Origin of the sequence: Streptomyces sp. NPDC059255, assembly GCF_042752355.1 — a bacterium.
Classification (GTDB): Bacteria; Actinomycetota; Actinomycetes; order Streptomycetales; family Streptomycetaceae; genus Streptomyces.
Map to the genome: position 1 here is coordinate 17,574 of NZ_JBHYZP010000035.1, position 19,761 is coordinate 37,334.

Below are 19,761 nucleotides of genomic sequence, written 5' to 3' on the forward strand. Positions count from 1 at the left end.
CGGCCGCGCTCACCCGCCGGGCGGGTGGCGGTCGGTCGCGCTCACCCGCCGGGCGTGTGGCGGCGGGCCCGGAGCGCCAGGCTCAGCGCCAGTACCGCCTGCGGGTCGTCCAGGTCCGTGCCGAGCAGCTCGGAGATCCGGCCCAGCCGGTTGTAGAGCGTCTGCCGGTTGAGATGCAGCTCCCGCGCCGTCTCCGCCTTGCGCCCCGCGTGCGCCAGGAAGACCTCCAGCGTCGGCAGCAACGCGGGCCTGGACGACCGGTCGTGGGCGCGCAGCGGGCCGATCGCACGGTCCACGAAGGCCGCCAGGTCCGGGTGTTCCCGCAGCCGCCACAGCAGCAGATCGATGTCCAGGCGGCGGGCGTCGTACCACGGCAGGTCCGGCAGCCCCCGCGCCGCCGCGGCCGTCTCCGCGGCGTGCCGCAGGCTCGCGCTCGCCGCCGCCCAGCCTCCCGCCACGCCCACCACAACCACCGGGGGCGGCGCGCCGGGCCGCTCCACGCCCGCGCGCGCCACGCCCGCCCGCAGCGCCGCCGCGACCCGGTCGGCCACCGCCGTACGTTCGGACTCCGCCCGCAGCCCCAGCAGCAGCGGAACCCGGCCCTCCACGGGCCGTACGCCCAGCAGCACCGGCACGCCCACCGCGGACAGCTCCTCCAGCACCGCTCCGGCCAGCACCGCCCAGTTCCCCACCGGCGGCGGCTCGGCGCCCGGGGCCCGGTCCGCCGCCCGGTCCGGCCCCAGCCGCATCACCACCGGCAGCAACGGCCCGTCGCCGGGCCGGAAGCCCAGCACCCGCGCCCGCTCGGGCGCGTCCTCGGGGCGGATCCGGCCCTCCGCGAGATCGGTGAGGAAGTCACCGCGGCCGCGGGCCGCCAGCTCCTCCTCCTGGCGTGCCTGCATCAGGACGACCGCGAGGGTGCCGGCCACGCGCTCGGCCGCCAGCCGGTGCACCGGCAGCGCCGCCGCCGACACGGCCGGGATCACCAGCCGGGCCCGCACCGCCCCCGTACCGTGGCCGCGCCCCGCGACGTCCACCAGCACCGCGCCCGCCGGCGGCCCCGCCGCCCGCGCCGCGCGCCGGCCGCGCAGCCCCGCCCACACGTCCAGCGGATCGGCGGCCGCCGGGGCCGCGCCGGGCGCCGCCGCGTACAGGAGCCGGCCCTCCGCGGTCTCCAGGAAGACCGGATTGCCCGTGAAGTCCGCCAGGATCCGGAGCACCCGCTCCACCCCGCCCCCGTCCAGTACGGCCTCCGTGCACCGGTGGTGGACCTCCTCGGCCTGCCGCAGCAGCGCGTAGTGGCCGTTGACGATCTCGGTGTGGACCTCCTCGGTCACCGAGACGAACGGCACCTCGCGGTGGAGCTGCACCAGCGGCAGCCCGGCCGACCGTGCCGTGTCCACGAGCGCCGCCGGGAGCCGGTCGAACCGGGCGCCCAGCTCCACCACCAGGGCCGCGATGCCCCGCTCGGCGAGCCTGCGGACGAAGGCGCGCTGCTCGGCGGGTCGGCTGCCGAGGCCGAGACCGGTCGTCAGCAGCAGCTCGCCGCCCTTGAGGAGCGAGGCGATGTTCGGCACCTCGCCCGCGTGCACCCAGCGCACCGTACGGTCCAGTGCCTCCGCGCAGGCGACCACCTCCGGCAGCCCGCCCCGGAGTCCGGGCAGCTCAAGAACGCGCCGCACGGTGATGCCGCCCTGAGTCTCCATGGGCCGGAGGCTACTGGACGAGGCGCAGGTGGGGACGTACGGACGTACGCGGAGGACCGGCGAGGACCCGGGCCCGGACGCGGGAAGGGCCCGGACGCGGGAAGGGCCCGGACGGAGGCGGCGTACACCGTCCCGTCCGGGCCCCGCCCCTGGCGGTCGGCCGTCAGCCGCCGTACGCGCCCGACGCCGTCAGCCGCAGCGCCGTGTCGATCAGCGGCACATGGCTGAACGCCTGCGGGAAGTTGCCCACCTGGCGCTGGAGCCGGGAGTCCCACTCCTCGGCCAGCAGCCCGAGATCGTTCCGCAGCGACAGCAGCTTCTCGAAGAGCTTGCGCGCCTCGTCGACCCGCCCGATCATCGCCAGGTCGTCGGCGAGCCAGAACGAGCAGGCCAGGAACGCGCCCTCGTCGCCCTCCAGACCGTCGACCCCCGCGTCCTCGCCGGACGTCGGGTAGCGCAGGACGAAACCGTCCTCCGTGGACAGCTCGCGCTGGATCGCCTCGATCGTGCCGATGACCCGCTTGTCGTCCGGCGGCAGGAAGCCCATCTGCGGGATGAGCAGCAGCGACGCGTCCAGCTCCTGGGAGCCGTACGACTGCGTGAAGGTGTTCCGCTCCTTGTCGTACCCCTTCTCGCAGACATCGCGGTGGATGTCGTCGCGCAGCTCGCGCCAGCGCTCCAGCGGCCCGTCCGCGTCGCCCGACTCGATCAGCTTGATCGTCCGGTCGACCGCGACCCACGCCATCACCTTCGAGTGCACGAAGTGCCGGCGCGGCCCGCGCACCTCCCAGATGCCCTCGTCCGGCTGGTCCCAGTGCTTCTCCAGGTAGCGGATCAGCTTGAGCTGGAGCACGGAGGCGTAGTCGTTGCGGGCCAGACCCGTCATGTGCGCGAGGTGCAGCGCCTCGGTGACCTCGCCGTACACGTCGAGCTGGAGCTGGTGCGCGGCGCCGTTGCCGACCCGGACCGGGCCGGAACGCTCGTACCCCGGCAGCCAGTCCAGCTCCGCCTCGCCGAGCTCACGCTCGCCCGCGATGCCGTACATGATCTGGAGGTTCTCCGGATCGCCCGCCACGGCGCGCAGCAGCCACTCGCGCCAGGCGCGGGCCTCCTCGCGGTAGCCGGTGCGCAGCAGGGACGAGAGCGTGATCGCGGCGTCGCGCAGCCAGGTGTAGCGGTAGTCCCAGTTGCGGCTGCCGCCGATCTCCTCGGGCAGCGAGGTCGTCGGCGCGGCCACGATGCCGCCGGTCGGCGCGTACGTCAGCGCCTTGAGCGTGATCAGCGAACGGATCACGGCTTCCCGGTAGGGACCGTGGTACGTGCAGTGCTCGACCCACTCGCGCCAGAACTCGGAGGTCGCCTCCAGGGAGCCCTCCGGGTCCGGCAGCGCCGGCGGCTGCCGGTGCGAGGGCTGCCAGCTGATCGTGAACGAGATCCGGTCACCGGGTGCCACGGTGAAGTCGGAGTACGTCGTCAGGTCCTTGCCGTGGGTCTCCGCCTCGGTGTCCAGCCAGACCGAGTCGGGTCCCGCGACCGCGACCGTACGGTTGTCCACCTTGTGCACCCACGGCACGACGCGTCCGTAGCTGAAGCGCATCCGCAGCGCGGAGCGCATCGGCACCCGGCCGCTGACGCCCTCGACGATCCGGATGACCTGGGGAGCGCCGTCACGCGGCGGCATGAAGTCGGTCACTCTCACGGTGCCGCGCGGGGTGTCCCACTCCGACTCCAGGATCAGGGAGTCTCCGCGATAGCGGCGCCGCGTGGCCCGCGGCGGTACGGAGCCCGCGGGGTGCGCGGGTCCCAGTCGCCAGAAACCGTGCTCGTCGGTTCCCAGCAGAGCCGCGAACACGGCATGCGAGTCGAAGCGGGGCAGGCACAGCCAATCGACTGTGCCGTCCCGGCAGACCAGGGCAGCGGTCTGCATATCTCCGATGAGTGCGTAATCCTCGATGCGCCCGGCCACGTGCATCTCCAGTCGAACGGCCACGTCCGCCCCGCGGGGCGCTTACTGCGGTCAAGGGTCGTTGACGAGCTGGTTTTCCGGGAAATCGGGCGGGGGTGGTGCCGTTTGCCGGCCGTACTCGGCAGCGAATGTTTGAGCAGGATACGACGCACCCGAGGGTTCCGCGTCACGCTCGGAAGAAGAGCGGTCCGCCGAACGAGTGGGTCTGAGGGGACGTGGGGGAAAAAGTGTGACGAGGGGGAAAGGAGGGGCGCCGACCGGTGTCGCGTGGCCGGAAGCGACCTCCCCATGTCGCTGTTACCCTGGTAGCCCGTGGACCGGTGGACTCCCTGCACAGCACAGAGACCCCGAAACCGCAGCGACGGCAGTCCCGTCACCTCTCGGCAGGGACTCCGGCACGCACACCGAACCGCGACCACGGGAGCCCCCTCTTGGCCATGCCGACACGATCCTCGACAGCCTCGACGACCAAGCACATCTTCGTCACCGGGGGTGTCGCCTCCTCCCTCGGCAAGGGCCTGACCGCCTCCAGCCTGGGCGCGCTGCTCAAGGCGCGTGGTCTGCGGGTCACGATGCAGAAGCTCGACCCGTACCTGAACGTCGACCCCGGCACGATGAACCCGTTCCAGCACGGTGAGGTGTTCGTCACGAACGACGGCGCCGAGACCGACCTGGACATCGGCCACTACGAGCGCTTCCTCGACGTGGACCTCGACGGCTCGGCCAATGTCACCACCGGGCAGGTCTACTCGCAGGTCATCGCGAAGGAGCGGCGCGGCGAGTACCTGGGCGACACGGTCCAGGTCATCCCGCACATCACCAACGAGATCAAGCACCGCATCCGGCGGATGGCGGCCGGCGACGTCGACGTCGTCATCACGGAGGTGGGCGGCACGGTCGGCGACATCGAGTCGCTGCCGTTCCTGGAGACCGTCCGCCAGGTCCGCCACGAAGTGGGCCGCGACAACGTCTTCGTCGTGCACATCTCGCTGCTTCCGTACATCGGCCCGTCCGGCGAGCTGAAGACCAAGCCGACCCAGCACTCGGTGGCCGCCCTGCGGAACATCGGCATCCAGCCGGACGCGATCGTGCTGCGCGCCGACCGCGACGTGCCGCTCTCCATCAAGCGCAAGATCTCGCTGATGTGCGACGTCGACGAGGCGGCCGTCGTCGCCGCCATCGACGCGAAGTCGATCTACGACATCCCCAAGGTGCTGCACACCGAGGGCCTGGACGCCTATGTCGTACGCAAGCTGGACCTGCCCTTCCGCGATGTGGACTGGACGGTCTGGGACGATCTGCTGGACCGCGTCCACAACCCCGACCACGAGGTCACCATCGCCCTGGTCGGCAAGTACATCGATCTCCCGGACGCGTACCTCTCCGTCACGGAGGCCATCCGCGCGGGCGGCTTCGCCAACAAGGCGCGCGTCACCGTGAAGTGGGTCACGTCGGACGACTGCAAGACGCCGGCCGGCGCCGCGAAGCAGCTCGCGGACGTCGACGGGATCCTGATCCCCGGCGGCTTCGGCGAGCGCGGCGTGACCGGCAAGGTCGGCGCGATCCAGTACGCCCGTGAGCACAAGGTGCCGCTGCTCGGCATCTGCCTCGGCCTCCAGTGCATCGTCATCGACGCGGCGCGCAACCTCGCGGGCATCGCCGAGGCCAACTCCACCGAGTTCGACTCCGGCACCGCGCACCCGGTGATCTCCACGATGGAGGAGCAGCTCGCGTACGTGGAGGGCGCGGGGGACCTGGGCGGCACGATGCGGCTCGGCCTCTACCCGGCGAAGCTCGCCGAGGGCTCGATCGTCCGTGAGGTGTACGAGGACCAGCCGTACGTGGAGGAGCGCCACCGCCACCGCTACGAGGTCAACAACTCGTACCGCGCGGAGCTGGAGAAGAAGGCCGGTCTCGTCTTCTCCGGTACGTCCCCCGACAACAAGCTCGTCGAGTACGTCGAGTACCCGCGCACCGCGCACCCCTACCTGGTCGCCACCCAGGCCCACCCGGAGCTGCGGTCCCGGCCGACGCGTCCGCACCCGCTCTTCGCGGGGCTGGTGAAGGCGGCGGTCGAGCGCCGTGAAGGGCTGCGTCAGGAGCCGGGCGAGCCGGTGGCCGCGCGGTCGTAGGGCGCGCCGCAGGCGATACGGTGGGAGCCGGGGTACGGGCCGCGTTCTGCGGGGCCTGTGCCTCGGTTTCCGCTTGTGTACCACCGTGGGAGGACGCTGCCATGACCGTCAAGGACACCCCTGAGGAATGGCGGGTCACCGCGACCACGACGCCCTTCCGCGGCAACAAGACCAGCGTCCGCACGGATGATGTGGTCATGCCCGACGGCACGGTCGTGAAGCGGGACTACCAGGTCCACCCCGGATCCGTCGCGATCCTCGCCCTCGACGACGCGGGCCGGGTCCTGGTCCTGCGCCAGTACCGTCACCCCGTACGCCAGAAGCTCTGGGAGATCCCGGCCGGCCTGCTCGACGTGCCGGGGGAGAACCCGCTGCACGCGGCGCAGCGCGAGCTGTACGAGGAGGCGCACGTCAAGGCCGAGGACTGGCGGGTGCTCGCGGACGTCTACACCACGCCGGGCGGCTGCGACGAGGCGGTACGGGTCTTCCTCGCCCGGGAGCTGTCGGAGGCGGAGGGCGAGCGCTTCCAGGTCTCCGAGGAGGAGGCGGACATGGAGCTGGCCCGGGTGGAGCTGGCCGAGCTGGTACGGGGCGTACTCGGCGGCGAACTGCACAACACCTGCCTCGCGGTGGGCGTCCTGTCGCTCACCGCCGCGCTGGCGGGGGACGGCGTGGAGGCGCTGCGGCCGGCGGAGGCGCCGTGGCCGGCACGTCCGTTCGCGGCCTGACTGATCGACCGACTGACTGCCGGTCGTCGATCGCCCCACTGATACATCCTCTGATCTGAAGAAATGCTGATCCGATCGAGGGATGTACCGGCCACGCTCTCCCGATCTCGTCGCAGAGAGTGAACTACGCTCGAACCGTCCGTGCGGAGATCCGCCGGGCTCGGATCGTGCGCAGGCGGACGGGAGCGTGGCCCGTGACGGATCAGGCGGTGGACGTGGGCGGCCCCGGCCGTGCGCGGGCGAAGAAGCCCCAGGAACCGGGGAAGACCGCCGCCGGGCCGACGGAAGCCGACGCACCGCCGAAGAAGCGCCGCGGCCGGGCCACGTCCGCCGCGAAGAAGAAAGGTACGGCCCGGGTGAGCACCCCGGAGGGTCCCGAAGACGTGACGGACGGCGCGAGCGGTACGGAGAGCGACGGCCCCGCCCCGCGCCCGGCCGCCAGGACGCCCAGGACCACCCGCCCCCGGCGGAAGCCCGCCGTGCCGAAGGATGACCACGACCACCCCGAACCGCGGACGGCCGAGCCCGAGCCGGAGCGTCCCGAGCCGGAGCATTCCGAGCCGCTCGCGCCTGCCGCGCCACGGCCGGAGCCCGAGGCCGACGCGCGGGCCGAGGCCGGCCCCGTAACGGCAGTCGAGCCCGATCCGGGGGGCTCCGAGCCAGTGGTGTCCGCCGTGTCCGGGCCCGGGCCGGAGGCGGAAGCCGAGCCGGAACGTCCCGAGCCGGTCGTGCCTGACGCGCCTGACGCGCCTCGGCCGCAGCCGGAAGCCGAAGCCGAGCCGGAGCGTCCCGAACCGGTGGTGCCTGCCGGGTCCGGGCCGGAGTCCGTGGCCGAAGTGCCGGCGCAGGCCCGCCCCGAAGCGGAAGTGGAAGCCGAAGCGGAAGCCGGGCCCGCTGAGCCGGCCGTGCCGGCTTCGGAGCAGGACCAGGATCAGTACCAGTACCAGGACCAGGTTCACGACCGGGGCCCGGGCCCGGCCGGGGGCGAGCGCGTGCCAGGGGCTGTCGTCCGGGCGGGAGCTGTGGAGGGGCCGCCGGAGGGGGAACGTGCCGTGGCCGGCGGGGAGTTCTTCGGGCGGCTGCGGGAACTCAAGTCACTGCACGCGGACATCGAGGGCGCCGGGCTCAACACGATCTCCGGCCGGAAGGAACCCCGCGCGCGGGTGCTGCTGATCGCCGGGCGCCCCGGGTCCGGGCGCACCTCGCTCGCGCGGGAGCTGGCCCGGCAGTTGCGGGACCGGTATCCCGACGGGACCGTACGGACCAGGCTCACCGAGTCCGGCGGCGCGCGGGTGCCCACGGAGCGGACCGCCCGCGAGATCCTCGGCGCGTTCGGCGTGGCCACGCCGCCCGGCGCGGGGGAGGACGAACTGTCCGAAATGGTGCGCGAGGCGCTGAGCGTCCGCCGGGTGCTGCTGCTCCTCGACGACGCCGCCGACGCCGGGCAGGTCGACCCGCTCGTGCCCGACAACCCGGACTGCCTGGTCGTCGCCGTCTCGCGGGGGCCGCTCACCGGGATCCCCGACGTGCGCCCCTGCACCCTCGGCGGGATGGACACCAAGGCCGCCATCGAACTGCTCACGCGGTTCACCGGCGCCGTACGGATCACCGTGGACCCACAGGCCGCGGAGTCCCTCGCGGAGGAGTGCGGCGGTCAGCCCGCCGCGCTCGTGCTGGCCGGCGGCTGGCTCGCGGCGCGCCCCATGGCGTCGGTCGCCGATGTGTCCAAGCGGCTGCGCGCCCTGCCGCACGACCCCGAGTGGCCCGTCGGGATCCGCCCGCTCGCCCGCGCCTTCCGGCTCGTGTACGAAAGCCTGCCGCAGCCCGCCGCCCGGATGCTCCGGCTGCTCGCCTTCGCGCCCGCCGGGATCACCGACGCGCACACCGCCTCGGCGCTGGCCGGCTGCTCCATGTCGGACGCCGCCGCCCTGCTGGACGACTTCGCCGTACGGGGGCTGCTCCGCACCGCCGACGACCGGACCGCGCGGGGGACCGAGCGGCCGTACCGGCCCGACCCCGAGCGGGTCCCCCTCGATCAGTACGTCCTCCCCGGCTGCCTCGTCCCGCTGCTGCGCGTCCTGCTGGCCGAGGACCGCCCCGCCGAGGTGCAGCTGGCCCGCGCGCGGATGCTGGAGCGGACCGTACGGCTGCTCCAGTCCTGCCGTGCCGTCACCGACCCCGAGGGCTCCCCGGCCCGTAAACGGCTCGCCGGGCTGCCGCGCGCGCTGCGCTTCCCGAACGCCGAAGCCGCGGCCGGGTGGCTGTACTCCCGGCAGCCCGCCCTGCTGGCCGCCGCGCGCCTCGCGGTCGCCGACGGGGAGCTGGACACCCTGGCCCGCCGGCTGGTCGCGGCCCTGGTCCGCGCGCTGGCCGCGCACCGGGGCACGGAGGCCGCCGCCCCCGAGCTGTACGGGCTCCACCAGCTCGTCCTCGACATCGCGGAACGGCACGAGCTGTACCGGGAGCAGGCCGCCGCCCTGCTGAACATCGGCGATCTGGACGCCAGGACCGGCCGTACCCACGACGCGCTCGCCCGCTACCGCGCCGCGCTGGACGCCGGACGGGCCGCGGGCGACCTGTACGCCACCGGCCGTGCCATGGAGTCGCTGGGCGGCGCCCACCAGGACCTGCAGGACTGGCAGCGGGCCGCCGACTGGTACGGGCGGGCCCTCTCCCAGCGGCTGAGCCGGGGCGAGCGGGCCGACGAGGCGCGTCTGTACGGCCGCCTCGGCACCGTCCACACGTACGCGGGCCGCTACGGCGAGGCCCTGCGCAACTGGCGCGCCGCCACCGCGATCCACCGCAGACTGGGCGATCTGCCGGGCCAGGCGCGGTCGCTGAGCGAGGCGGCCCGGGTCCAGGAGTACGCGGGCCGGCCGCAGGAGTCGCTGCGTACCTGCCAGGAGGCGGTCGAGTGGGCGCGGCTCGCCGGGGACCTGCGGCTCCAGGCGGCGCTCCAGCTCCGGGTGGCGGACACGCTGGACCGGCTCGGAGATCCGGCGGCGGCCCGGCTGCACCGCGCCACCGCGGAGCGCCTTCTCCTAGAAACGGAAGGAAACACCTACGAAATCCGTAGCGCTGTCGTCGAGGACTGATGCTTTGTAAGGCTAGACAGCAGGAAATCCTTCATTAGACTGGCTTTGCCGCCTTCGTCAGCGGTGCCTTCCCGTGTGCCACGCGTGCCCGGGTATGTATGGGATTGCGTCCGGAGTCTCCGCGGAATCCCCCGAGCCAAGGACCGTGATCTGCCGTGTTGGTCGGTATCCCCCGCGAGGTCAAGAACAACGAGTTCCGGGTGGCCATCACGCCCGCCGGTGTGCACGAACTGGTGCGCCAGGGACATCAGGTCGTCGTCGAACAGGACGCCGGCACCGGCTCCTCGATCACCGATGGCGAGTACACCGCCGCCGGCGCCCGGATCCTGCCCACCGCCGACGAGGTCTGGGCCACCGCCGACCTGCTGCTGAAGGTGAAGGAGCCGGTCGCCGAGGAGTACCACCGGCTGCGCAAGGACCAGACGCTCTTCACCTACCTGCACCTGGCCGCGTCCCGCGCCTGCACCGACGCCCTGCTGGAGTCCGGCACCACCGCCATCGCCTACGAGACGGTCGAGACCGCGAACCGCGCGCTGCCGCTGCTCGCCCCGATGTCCGAGGTCGCGGGGCGGCTGGCGCCGCAGGTCGGCGCGTACCACCTGATGCGTTCGGCCGGCGGACGCGGTGTGCTGCCGGGCGGTGTGCCCGGTACGGCGGCGGGCCGTGCCGTGGTCATCGGCGGCGGGGTCTCCGGCTGGAACGCCACCCAGATCGCCGTCGGCATGGGCTTCCACGTGACCCTGCTCGACCGGGACATCAACAAGCTGCGCGAGGCCGACCGGATCTTCGGCAGCAAGGTCCGGACCATCGTCTCCAACGCCTTCGAACTGGAGAAGGCGGTCATCGAGGCGGACCTCGTGATCGGGGCCGTGCTGATCCCAGGCGCGAAGGCGCCGAAGCTCGTCACCAACGCGCTCGTCGCCCGGATGAAGCCCGGAAGTGTACTTGTCGACATTGCGATTGATCAGGGCGGCTGCTTCGAGGACTCACGCCCCACCACCCACGCCGAGCCGACCTTCCGGGTGCACGACTCGGTCTTCTACTGCGTGGCCAACATGCCGGGCGCCGTGCCGCACACCTCCACGTACGCCCTGACCAACGCCACTCTGCCGTACATCGTGGAGCTGGCGAACCACGGCTGGGCCGGCGCGCTGCGCCGTGACCCGGCACTCGCCAAGGGGCTCAACACCCATGACGGCCAGGTGGTTTACCGCGAGGTGGCGGAGGCCCACGGTCTGGATCACGCCGAATTGGGGGCAGTTCTCGCCTGAGATGTCAACGGGCGTCGTCAACGTCACGCCGACGGCCGGACCTTGCCCGGTGAGGTCCGGCCGTACGCGTTCCCGCGGAGTGTGCCGCGTCCGGCCAACTCGCCTCGAACGTAACAATTTCAACCGTTTCGCAGGGCGGCGAAACCTCGCCGCCCTGCCTTGGTGAGAGGGTTGTGCGCCCTTGACAGAGGGGTGTTCGGTTGCCGACACATCGGGTCCGGTCCGGCGGATTGTGTTGCTGCGGAGTGGTGACACGCCATAGAGTCGCCAATCGTCGGCATGGTGCCACGCTGACCTATCGATAAGTTTCCTGGTCCCGTCCAAGGAGGTAAGACGACTTGTGAATGAGTCGACATTTACTCCCGGGGGTGGTCAACCAGGAATGCCGGTGAGGGGCTATGGCCCGTCGTCCGGGTTCGAGGCTGTCGGCTCCGTAGCTGTCCGCACCTTCGCCACCCACCAGCACATGACGACAGCCCACCAGATGATGGACGGCCAACACGTGAACGCCATGGCCGGCAACGAGGGTGGCCGAGAGTCCACTTCGTTCGCCGACTTCGACGAAGCGCCCGAGGGGCACTTCTACGACCCTGACGCCGAATACGAGCCGGACCCCGAATACGCGGCCACCCTCGCCCCCGACGCTGCCCGCCAGCGCCGCGAGCGGATCGGCCCGACCGGGCGCCCGCTGCCGTACTTCCCGATTCCCGGCCCGCTCACCGACCACGGCCCCGCGAAGATCATCGCGATGTGCAACCAGAAGGGCGGCGTCGGCAAGACCACGTCGACCATCAACCTGGGCGCCGCCCTCGCGGAGTACGGCCGGCGTGTGCTGCTCGTCGACTTCGACCCGCAGGGAGCCCTGTCGGTCGGGCTCGGTGTGAATCCGATGGAGCTCGACCTCACCGTCTACAACCTGCTCATGGAGCGGGGCATGGCGGCCGACGAGGTGCTGCTGAAGACCGCCGTGCCCAACATGGACCTGCTGCCGAGCAACATCGACCTCTCGGCCGCCGAGGTGCAGCTCGTGAGCGAGGTCGCGCGCGAGTCCACGCTCCAGCGCGCGCTCAAGCCCCTGATGCTCGACTACGACTACATCGTGATCGACTGCCAGCCCTCGCTCGGTCTGCTGACCGTGAACGCGCTGACGGCCGCTCACAAGGTGATCGTGCCGCTGGAGTGCGAGTTCTTCGCGCTGCGCGGGGTCGCGCTGCTCACGGAGACCATCGAGAAGGTCCAGGAGCGGCTCAACCCGGAGCTGGAGCTCGACGGCATCCTCGCCACCATGTACGACTCGCGCACGGTGCACAGCCGTGAGGTGCTCGCGCGCGTCGTGGAGGCGTTCGACAATCACGTCTACCACACCGTGATCGGACGCACCGTGCGCTTCCCGGAGACCACCGTCGCCGGTGAACCCATCACCACGTACGCCTCGAACTCCGTCGGGGCCGCCGCCTATCGCCAGCTCGCCAGGGAGGTGCTCGCCCGGTGTCACGCCGAGTGAGTCTGCCCGGCGCCGACGAACTGTTCCGTACGACCGGAGGCATGGCGCTGACGTCGTCGTCCCCGGCGGCGCAGCGGCGGGGTGCGAACGGCGAACCGCGGGTGCCCGCGCCGGCCGGGGAGAGCGATCCCGGCGGCGACCAGGCGGGCCCGGACGGGTCCGGGACGGCGTCCGGATCGGCGGAGGAGCACTCCGGGCCGGACGGGGAGCCCGCCCCGGCCCAGCCGGCGCGCAGCCGCACCGCCGACGCGGAGCAGGCCGCGACCGCCGTGCAGGCCCGCAGGCCGCAGGAGGGCGGGCCCGCGGGGCCGGGCCCCGGCGGCGGTACGGGGCCGGGAACGGGGACGCAGGGCGCGCAGAACGCACAGCAGGGCGGGCAGCAGCGCCGGCAGCGGCGCGGCGCCAACCGGCGCCCCAGCGGGCGCGAACGGCACGACGAGAAGATCACGGTCTATGTCTCGGCCGAGGAACTGATGGACCTCGAACACGCCCGGCTGGTGCTGCGCGGCGAGCACGGACTCGCCGTGGACCGCGGGCGGATCGTCCGCGAGGCGGTCGCGGTCGTCCTCGCCGACCTCGAATCGCGCGGCGACGCGAGCATCCTCGTACGGCGGCTGCGCGGGCGCTGACGGTAGCCTGCGCGGGCCGCCCCACCGCTCACCGCCCCGCCGCCCCCGCCGCTCCCAGGACCGCGATGCCCCCGCCGCCCGACCCCGCCCGCCCGCCGCGCCGCCCGCTGGGCCGAGGCCCCGGCACCCCGGCGCCCGTCGTCCCCGGCCCCGAGCGGGTCGAGGCGGTTGAGCCCGTCGAGCCGGTTGAGCCGGTCGAGACTGCTGAGGTCCCTGAGGTCTCCGCTGTTTCCGAGGCCGCCGAGGGCGGGGACGACGGGGACGGCGGGGACAGGGAGGACGGCGGCGGGGACGAGCGGCGATTCACCGTGCGGCTCGCCAACTTCGAGGGCCCCTTCGACCTGCTGCTCCAGCTCATCTCGAAGCACCGCATGGACGTGACCGAGGTCGCGCTCTCCCAGGTCACCGACGAGTTCATGGCCCATCTGCGGGCGATGGGCCCCGAGGGCGACCTCGACCAGACCACCGAGTTCCTGGTGGTCGCCGCGACCCTGCTCGACCTGAAGGCCGCCCGGCTGCTGCCCGCCGCCGAGATCGAGGACGAGGCCGATCTCGCGCTCCTGGAGGCACGCGACCTGCTCTTCGCGCGGCTGCTCCAGTACCGCGCGTACAAGCGGGTCGCGGAGATCTTCGGCGAGCGGCTGGAGACCGAAGCCCGGCGCCACCCCCGTACGGTCGGACTGGAACCGCACCACGCGGAGCTGCTGCCCGAGGTCGTCATCGGCGTCGGGGCCGAGGGGTTCGCCCGGCTCGCGGTGAAGGCGATGCAGCCGAAGCCGAGGCCCCGGGTGTACGTGGACCACATCCACGCGCCGCTGGTCTCCGTCCGGGAACAGGCCGGGATCGTCGTCGCGCTGCTGCGCGAGCGCGGCGGGATGAGCTTCCGGGAGCTGACCGAGGACATCCACGGCACCGACGGCACCCTCACCGTCGTGGCACGCTTCCTGGCCCTCCTGGACCTGTACCGGGAGCGCGTCGTCGCCCTGGAGCAGGACGAGGCGCTGGGGCCGCTCATGGTCCGCTGGACCGGCGGGGACGGCTACGTCGACGAGGGCGGCAGGGGCGACGGGGACAGCCGGGACAGTGGGGACAGTGAGGGCGACGACAGTGAGGAGACGGTGTGAGTGAGCGGCAGCCGCCGGGTACGGTCGCGGACCTGGAGCTCAGGCCCGCCCTGGAGGCGGTCCTCATGGTCGTCGACGAGCCCGCCACCGAGGAGCATCTCGCCAAGGTCCTCGACCGCCCCCGCGGCGCCGTCGCGGACGCGCTGCGCGCGCTGGCCGACGAGTACACCGTCCAGGGCCGCGGCTTCGAGCTGCGGCTGGTCGCCGGCGGCTGGCGCTTCTACACGCGGCCCGAGTACGCCGAGGCCGTCGAGAGCTTCGTACTCGACGGGCAGCACGCCCGGCTGACCCAGGCCGCGCTGGAGACCCTGGCGGTCGTCGCGTACCGCCAGCCGGTGAGCCGTTCGCGGGTCTCCGCCGTACGCGGAGTGAACTGTGACGGTGTCATGCGCACCCTCCTTCAGCGCGGGCTGGTGGAGGAGGCGGGCGCGGAACCCGAAACAGGTGCGATCCTGTACAGGACGACGAACTACTTTTTGGAGCGGATGGGCCTGCGCGGCCTGGACGAGCTGCCGGAGCTCGCGCCCTTCCTCCCCGAGGCGGAGGCGGTCGAGGCCGAGAGCCAGGAAGGCGTCCCGTCGTTCGATCCGGACGCGCCTGACGCCCCGGAAACCCACGCAGACGACAAGACGGAACTTTGATGCGAAGCAACGGCAGGAACAGCGGCGGCTCCGACCGGAACAGCGGAGGCGGGCGCGGCGGCGGCCGGGACGACCGGGAGGACCGGGACAACCGGGGGGCCGGCGGGCGCGACGACAGGCCCAAGCGGCCGTCCCGCCCGCGTCCCGAGGAGCGCCGTTACGACGTCGGCCGCACGGGCCCCACCGGCGGCTCCGGCGCGTCCGGCGCCCCCCGCGGCGCCCGCCGTTCCGGTGGCGAGGGCGGCGGCAGTGGTTCCGGGGGGTCCGGCGGCTCCGGCGGCGGCACGCGCCAGGGCGGCGGCGCCCGCGGCGCGGCGGCCAGGGGCGGCGCCAAGGGCGGCCCCAAGCCGGCGCAGGGTGGCACACGGGGCGGCAAGGGCGGTCCCCGGCGCGGCGCACCGTCCCGTCCCCGTGAACTGGACGCCAAGATCGAGCAGCGCAACCGCGACCGGTACGCGGGCAAGCCCGCCATCACGACGCCCAGGACCAACCCGGGCGCCGAGCAGGAGGGCGAGCGGCTGCAGAAGGTCCTCGCCCGCGCCGGCATGGGCTCCCGCCGCGCCTGCGAGGAGCTGATCGAGCAGGCCCGCGTCGAGGTCAACGGCGAGATCGTGCTCGAACAGGGCATGCGCGTCGACCCGGAGCACGACGAGATCAAGGTCGACGGGCTGACCGTCGCCACCCAGTCGCACCTCTTCTTCGCGCTGAACAAGCCGGCCGGAGTCGTCTCCACGATGGGCGACCCCGACGGCCGGCAGAACCTCGGCGACTACGTCACCAACCGCGAGACCCGGCTCTTCCACGTCGGCCGGCTCGACACGGAGACCGAGGGCATCATCCTGCTCACCAACCACGGCGAGCTGGCCCACCGGCTGACGCACCCCAAGTACGGCGTCAAGAAGATCTACCTCGCCGCGATCCAGGGCCCGCTCCCGCGCGATCTGGGCAAGCGGCTCAAGGACGGCATCCAGCTGGAGGACGGCTACGCCAAGGCCGACCACTTCCGCGTCGTCGAGAACACCGGCAAGAACTACCTCGTGGAGGTCACCCTCCACGAGGGGCGCAAGCACATCGTCCGCCGGATGCTCGCCGAGGCCGGATTCCCGGTCGACCGTCTCGTCCGTACGTCCTTCGGCCCGATCCCGCTGGGCGACCAGAAGTCCGGCTGGCTGCGCCGCCTCACCAACACCGAGGTCGGCATGCTGATGAAGGAAGTCGGCCTCTGAGCCGTCCGAGACAGACAGGCCTCTGTGACCACCGGTGTCCCCGACACCGGTGGTACGTGAGAGAAGCCCGTGGCCCTCATGGCCGCGGGCTTCTCCCATGGGCCGCGGGCTTCTCTCTTGTCGCGGCGGCCCGTCCCGCTTTATAGTCAACATGACCATTAAGGAGGCGGGCGTGAGTCCACTGCTGCCCCCCACCGGTCACCGCCGGGGAACCTGGTCCCACGGGGGTGGACCAGGTTCCCCGGTTCCGCGAGGGCGACGATGAAGGCGCCCGCGCGGCGCGTCACCACGGCCGGGGACCCGCCCCCCTACGACGTGCCGCACGACGTGCCGCACGAGGCTCCGCACGACGCCCCGCCGTACGACCCGTCCGCGTTCGAGCCCTTCGCCGTCACGGTCGACCTCGCCGTCTTCACCGTCCGCGACGGCCGGCTCCACGTCCTGCTCGTCGAGCGTGGCGAGGCCCCCTACCGGGGCGACTGGGCCCTGCCCGGCGGCTTCGTCCAGCCGAAGGAGTCCGCCGGGCAGGCCGCCCGCCGTGAACTCGCCGAGGAGACCGGCCTGTCGGAGGAGACCGCGGGCGCGCTCCACCTCGAACAGCTGCGTACTTACAGCGCCCCGGACCGCGACCCCCGGATGCGGGTCGTCTCCGTCGCGTACGCCGCCCTCGTGCCGGACCTGCCGGAGCCGCGCGGCGGCGGGGACGCCGTCCGCGCCCGCTGGACCGAGTTCGGGGACCGCGGCTCCCTCGCCTTCGACCACGACGACATCCTCGCCGACGCCTACGACCGCATCGGCGCCAAGCTCGAATACACCTGTCTCGCCACGGCCTTCTGCCCGCCCGAGTTCACGCTGGGCGAGTTGCGGCAGGTCTACGAGACCGTCTGGGGCGTGGCACTCGACCGCCCCAACTTCCGGCGCAAGGTCCTCACCACGCCTGGGTTCGTCCAGGCGCTGGAAGGGCCGCCGCGCCGGACGGGTGGCCGCGGGAAACCCGCCGCGCTCTACCGTGCGGGCGCCGCCACCACGCTGCACCCACCTCTGCTGCGACCGGAAGGACGGACGGCATGATCATCGCGAGGACCCTCACCAAACAGGCCGCGACGGGCACCCTCATCGGGCTGGCGCTCGGCGACGCCCTCGGATTCCCCACCGAGTTCAGCGACGTCCCCTCGATCCTCGCCAAGTGCGGCCCCTGGCGCGAGATGGCACTGCCGAAGCCCGCCGTCGTCACGGACGACACCCAGATGACGCTCGCCTTCGCCCGCGGCATCAGGACCGCGATGGACCGCGGTGTCCTCGGTCCGCTCCGCCTGGAGCGGCCCGTACGCGACGAGTTCGTCGACTGGTACCACTCCCCGGACAACAACCGCGCCCCCGGCGCCACCTGCATGAGGGCCTGCATGCTCCTCGACAGCGAGCGGCCCTGGCAGCGCGCCAGCCAGATCCACTCCAAGGGCTGCGGGGCCAACATGCGCGTCGCCCCGATCGGTCTGGTGCCCGGGCTGAGTGACGAACAGCGGGCGGGCGCCGCCCAGTTGCAGGCCGCGCTCACCCACGGCCACCCGACCGCCCTCGCCGCGTCCGACCTCACGGCGCGCGCCGTCTACCTGCTCTCGCACGGCGGTGAGCCCGGGGCGCTGATGGGCCAGCTCCGCAGTTACGCGTACGAGAACCGCGAGCACTACCGCCAGCGCTGGCTCGGCGACCTGTGGACGTACGCCGACGACGCCTCGCCCGAGGAGTTCATCGCCCGCGGCTGGGACGACTGCCTGGAGGTCCTCGAACGCCTCCAGCAGGCCCTGCGCTCCCCGTCCCCGGAGACCGACCCCTGCCTGGCCACCGGGGACGGCTGGATCGCCGAGGAGGCCCTGGCCACCGGACTGCTCTGCTTCCTGCTCTTCCCGTCCGACCCCGTCACCGCGGTGCGCCGGGCCGCCTGCACGCGCGGCGACTCGGACTCCATCGCCTGCCTGACGGGCGCCTTCGCGGGCGCGTACCTGGGCGCGGGCGCCTGGCCGAAGGAATGGGCCGAACGCATCGAGTACCGCAGCGACCTCATGTCGCTGGGAGCCCTCTGGGACTCTTGACCCATGCGTACCGAAGAGTTGAGCGCGGACGAGCGGGACCACCCGGCGGGGCCGGACCACGCCGAGGAGCGGAGCCGTGCCGACCGCCTGCGCGCGGCCGGGCTGCCGGTCACCGACCTCGGCCCGGTCCTCGCCGCGGAGACCGACCCGCTGCTGTTCGCCACGGTCTCCGGGGCGCATCTGTACGGCTTCCCCTCCCGTGACTCGGACGTGGACGTCCGAGGTGCCCATCTGCTGCCCGTCGCCGCGCTGATCGGGCTCCGGGAGCCGGAGGAGACCCGGTCGCGGATGGCCGACCGGGACGGTGTGGAGACCGACCTCGTCACCCACGACCTGCGCAAGTTCGTCCGGCTGATGCTGCGCCGCAACGGCTACGTACTGGAGCAGCTGCTCTCGCCGCTGGTGGTCCGCACGTCCGAGGCGCACCGGGAGCTGATCGCCCTCGCGCCCGCCGTGCTCACCAGCCACCACGCCCACCACTACGCGGGGTTCGCGCGGACGCAGTGGCGGCTGTTCGAGCGGACCGGTGAACTCAAGCCCCTGCTCTACACCTTCCGCGCGCTGCTCACCGGCGTGCACCTGATGCGCGGCGGCGGGATCCTGGCGCATCTGCCCACCCTGCTGGGGGAGGTGGCGGCGCCGGGCTATCTGCCCGAGCTGATCGCGGCCAAGGCCGAGGCCGAGCACGCCCCTGCCGCCGGGCCCGGCCGGGACCGGCTGGAACAGGACGTGGAGGCGCTGCGCGCGGTGCTGGACGAGGCGCGCTCGGCCACGGCCCTGCCCGACGGCGGCGCCGGGCACGAGGCGCTGCACGACTTCGTGGTCCGCGTCCGGCTCGCGGGCTGATCCGTACGCGTCCTCGTGGCTACGTGGCTACGTGGCTGCAGGGGTACGGGGCTACGCGCCGGCCGAGGCGCGGCGCGTACGGATCAGGAAGTCCTCCACCCGGGCCCGGTCCGGCTCGGCCGGCAGCGGGGAGCGCCCGACCGCCTCCTCCGCCTCCGCGATCAGCCCGGCCACCCGGCGCGCCACCTCGGGCCAGGGCACCTCGCCGCGCTTGACCGCCAGCAGCGGCTCCCGCTCCGTACCGACGTCGATGACCAGTTCGCCGGTACGGAGCAGATCCCGGCAGGAGGCGAGCAGCCGGAGCAGATGCATGGCGGGCTTCCAGCGCGGGGCGCCGCCGCGCCGGACGTCCGTCTCCAGCTTCCTGTGCTGGCTCTCCGCGTACCGGACGAAGGTCCCGTACGCCTGCCGCGAGAGGAACGCGTCGCGCAGCGCGAGCAGTTCGCGGCCCGTGGCGTCGACGTGCTCGACGAGCGGTGAGTGCAGACACTCCAGGACGTTCGGGTTGGTGCGCAGCGCGAGGGAGCAGAAGCGTTCCAGCTCCCAGGAGAACTGCTCGGGCGCGGGCCCCTCGACGTGGAGCGGCGGCTTCTCGAAGCCCCAGTACGACGGCGTCGGGGCGAGGAAGACCCCGCGCCGGTCGGTGTCGCTCTCCTCCGTCGCGAGCCCGAAGGCGCGCGAGCCCATGACGCACGCGTAGACGGTGTGGTCGCGGACGAGGTCCTCCGGCGAGGGGGAGGACGAGGGCGACGGGGAGGAGGAGGTCGAGGGCGAAGGAGAAGGCGAGGCCATGCGCGCGAGCG

General features: G+C 72.8%; 15 protein-coding genes. 12 read left to right on the forward strand and 3 right to left on the reverse strand.

What is annotated here, in order from left to right; all coding sequences use genetic code 11:
• Positions 1-41 precede the first annotated feature (41 nt).
• Positions 42-1,706 carry a PucR family transcriptional regulator gene (locus ACFXKG_RS31685; protein WP_384846363.1) on the reverse strand — a complete coding sequence of 555 codons (1,665 nt, stop codon included), beginning with the start codon at positions 1,704-1,706 and terminating at the stop codon, positions 42-44.
• A gap of 163 nt (positions 1,707-1,869) precedes the next feature.
• Positions 1,870-3,678 carry a glycoside hydrolase family 15 protein gene (locus ACFXKG_RS31690; RefSeq protein WP_365810516.1) on the reverse strand — a complete coding sequence of 603 codons (1,809 nt, stop codon included), beginning with the start codon at positions 3,676-3,678 and terminating at the stop codon, positions 1,870-1,872.
• 431 nt (positions 3,679-4,109) lie between these two features.
• Here ACFXKG_RS31690 and ACFXKG_RS31695 point away from each other — a divergent pair, with 431 nt between their 5' ends.
• From ACFXKG_RS31695 to ACFXKG_RS31750, 12 genes are all read left to right on the forward strand, one after another.
• Positions 4,110-5,804, forward strand: coding sequence for a CTP synthase (locus ACFXKG_RS31695; protein ID WP_384846365.1), 1,695 nt, complete (start codon positions 4,110-4,112; stop codon positions 5,802-5,804).
• 101 nt (positions 5,805-5,905) lie between these two features.
• Positions 5,906-6,532 carry an NUDIX domain-containing protein gene (locus tag ACFXKG_RS31700; RefSeq protein WP_382887213.1) on the forward strand — a complete coding sequence of 209 codons (627 nt, stop codon included), beginning with the start codon at positions 5,906-5,908 and terminating at the stop codon, positions 6,530-6,532.
• Between the two features lie 992 nt (positions 6,533-7,524).
• Complete coding sequence (locus ACFXKG_RS31705; RefSeq protein WP_384846488.1) at positions 7,525-9,627, forward strand: tetratricopeptide repeat protein; 2,103 nt, start codon at positions 7,525-7,527, stop codon at positions 9,625-9,627.
• 155 nt (positions 9,628-9,782) lie between these two features.
• A complete protein-coding gene (ald, locus tag ACFXKG_RS31710) occupies positions 9,783-10,898 on the forward strand; it encodes an alanine dehydrogenase (protein ID WP_384846367.1) in 1,116 nt (371 codons plus the stop codon).
• A 382-nt stretch (positions 10,899-11,280) separates the two neighbouring features.
• Positions 11,281-12,402 (forward strand): ParA family protein, encoded by a 1,122-nt coding sequence (locus ACFXKG_RS31715; protein ID WP_365810449.1) that lies wholly within the window; start codon positions 11,281-11,283, stop codon positions 12,400-12,402.
• Positions 12,387-13,031 (forward strand): hypothetical protein, encoded by a 645-nt coding sequence (locus ACFXKG_RS31720; RefSeq protein WP_384846370.1) that lies wholly within the window; start codon positions 12,387-12,389, stop codon positions 13,029-13,031. The genes ACFXKG_RS31715 and ACFXKG_RS31720 overlap by 16 nt, the downstream gene beginning before the upstream one ends.
• A gap of 65 nt (positions 13,032-13,096) precedes the next feature.
• Positions 13,097-14,155: a segregation and condensation protein A gene (locus ACFXKG_RS31725; protein ID WP_384846372.1), complete on the forward strand. Its 1,059-nt coding sequence runs from the start codon at positions 13,097-13,099 to the stop codon at positions 14,153-14,155.
• A 65-nt stretch (positions 14,156-14,220) separates the two neighbouring features.
• A complete protein-coding gene (gene scpB / locus ACFXKG_RS31730; RefSeq protein ID WP_384846490.1) occupies positions 14,221-14,796 on the forward strand; it encodes an SMC-Scp complex subunit ScpB in 576 nt (191 codons plus the stop codon).
• Complete coding sequence (locus tag ACFXKG_RS31735; RefSeq protein ID WP_384846374.1) at positions 14,796-16,022, forward strand: pseudouridine synthase; 1,227 nt, start codon at positions 14,796-14,798, stop codon at positions 16,020-16,022. Before scpB ends, ACFXKG_RS31735 begins: the two co-directional genes overlap by 1 nt.
• Positions 16,023-16,283: 261 nt before the next feature.
• Positions 16,284-17,093, forward strand: coding sequence for an NUDIX domain-containing protein (locus ACFXKG_RS31740; RefSeq protein ID WP_384846376.1), 810 nt, complete (start codon positions 16,284-16,286; stop codon positions 17,091-17,093).
• Positions 17,090-18,112 (forward strand): ADP-ribosylglycohydrolase family protein, encoded by a 1,023-nt coding sequence (locus tag ACFXKG_RS31745; RefSeq protein ID WP_384846378.1) that lies wholly within the window; start codon positions 17,090-17,092, stop codon positions 18,110-18,112. Before ACFXKG_RS31740 ends, ACFXKG_RS31745 begins: the two co-directional genes overlap by 4 nt.
• 3 nt (positions 18,113-18,115) lie before the next feature.
• Positions 18,116-18,958 (forward strand): DNA polymerase beta superfamily protein, encoded by an 843-nt coding sequence (locus tag ACFXKG_RS31750; protein WP_384846380.1) that lies wholly within the window; start codon positions 18,116-18,118, stop codon positions 18,956-18,958.
• 51 nt (positions 18,959-19,009) lie between these two features.
• On the opposite strand, the gene ACFXKG_RS31755 is transcribed toward ACFXKG_RS31750, so the two are convergent.
• Positions 19,010-19,750 (reverse strand): DNA polymerase beta superfamily protein, encoded by a 741-nt coding sequence (locus ACFXKG_RS31755; RefSeq protein WP_384846382.1) that lies wholly within the window; start codon positions 19,748-19,750, stop codon positions 19,010-19,012.
• Positions 19,751-19,761: the final 11 nt, after the last annotated feature.

Coding starts and splice junctions, on each gene's coding strand:
- ACFXKG_RS31745 (WP_384846378.1), top strand. CDS start 17,090: ATGATCATCGCGAGGACCCTCACCAAACAGGCCGCGACGGGCACCCTC.
- ACFXKG_RS31695 (WP_384846365.1), top strand. CDS start 4,110: ATGCCGACACGATCCTCGACAGCCTCGACGACCAAGCACATCTTCGTC.
- ACFXKG_RS31715 (WP_365810449.1), top strand. CDS start 11,281: ATGCCGGTGAGGGGCTATGGCCCGTCGTCCGGGTTCGAGGCTGTCGGC.
- ACFXKG_RS31755 (WP_384846382.1), bottom strand. CDS start 19,750: ATGGCCTCGCCTTCTCCTTCGCCCTCGACCTCCTCCTCCCCGTCGCCC.
- ACFXKG_RS31700 (WP_382887213.1), top strand. CDS start 5,906: ATGACCGTCAAGGACACCCCTGAGGAATGGCGGGTCACCGCGACCACG.
- ACFXKG_RS31735 (WP_384846374.1), top strand. CDS start 14,796: ATGCGAAGCAACGGCAGGAACAGCGGCGGCTCCGACCGGAACAGCGGA.
- ACFXKG_RS31750 (WP_384846380.1), top strand. CDS start 18,116: ATGCGTACCGAAGAGTTGAGCGCGGACGAGCGGGACCACCCGGCGGGG.
- scpB (WP_384846490.1), top strand. CDS start 14,221: ATGGTCGTCGACGAGCCCGCCACCGAGGAGCATCTCGCCAAGGTCCTC.
- ACFXKG_RS31725 (WP_384846372.1), top strand. CDS start 13,097: ATGCCCCCGCCGCCCGACCCCGCCCGCCCGCCGCGCCGCCCGCTGGGC.
- ACFXKG_RS31685 (WP_384846363.1), bottom strand. CDS start 1,706: ATGGAGACTCAGGGCGGCATCACCGTGCGGCGCGTTCTTGAGCTGCCC.
- ACFXKG_RS31740 (WP_384846376.1), top strand. CDS start 16,284: ATGAAGGCGCCCGCGCGGCGCGTCACCACGGCCGGGGACCCGCCCCCC.
- ACFXKG_RS31690 (WP_365810516.1), bottom strand. CDS start 3,678: ATGCACGTGGCCGGGCGCATCGAGGATTACGCACTCATCGGAGATATG.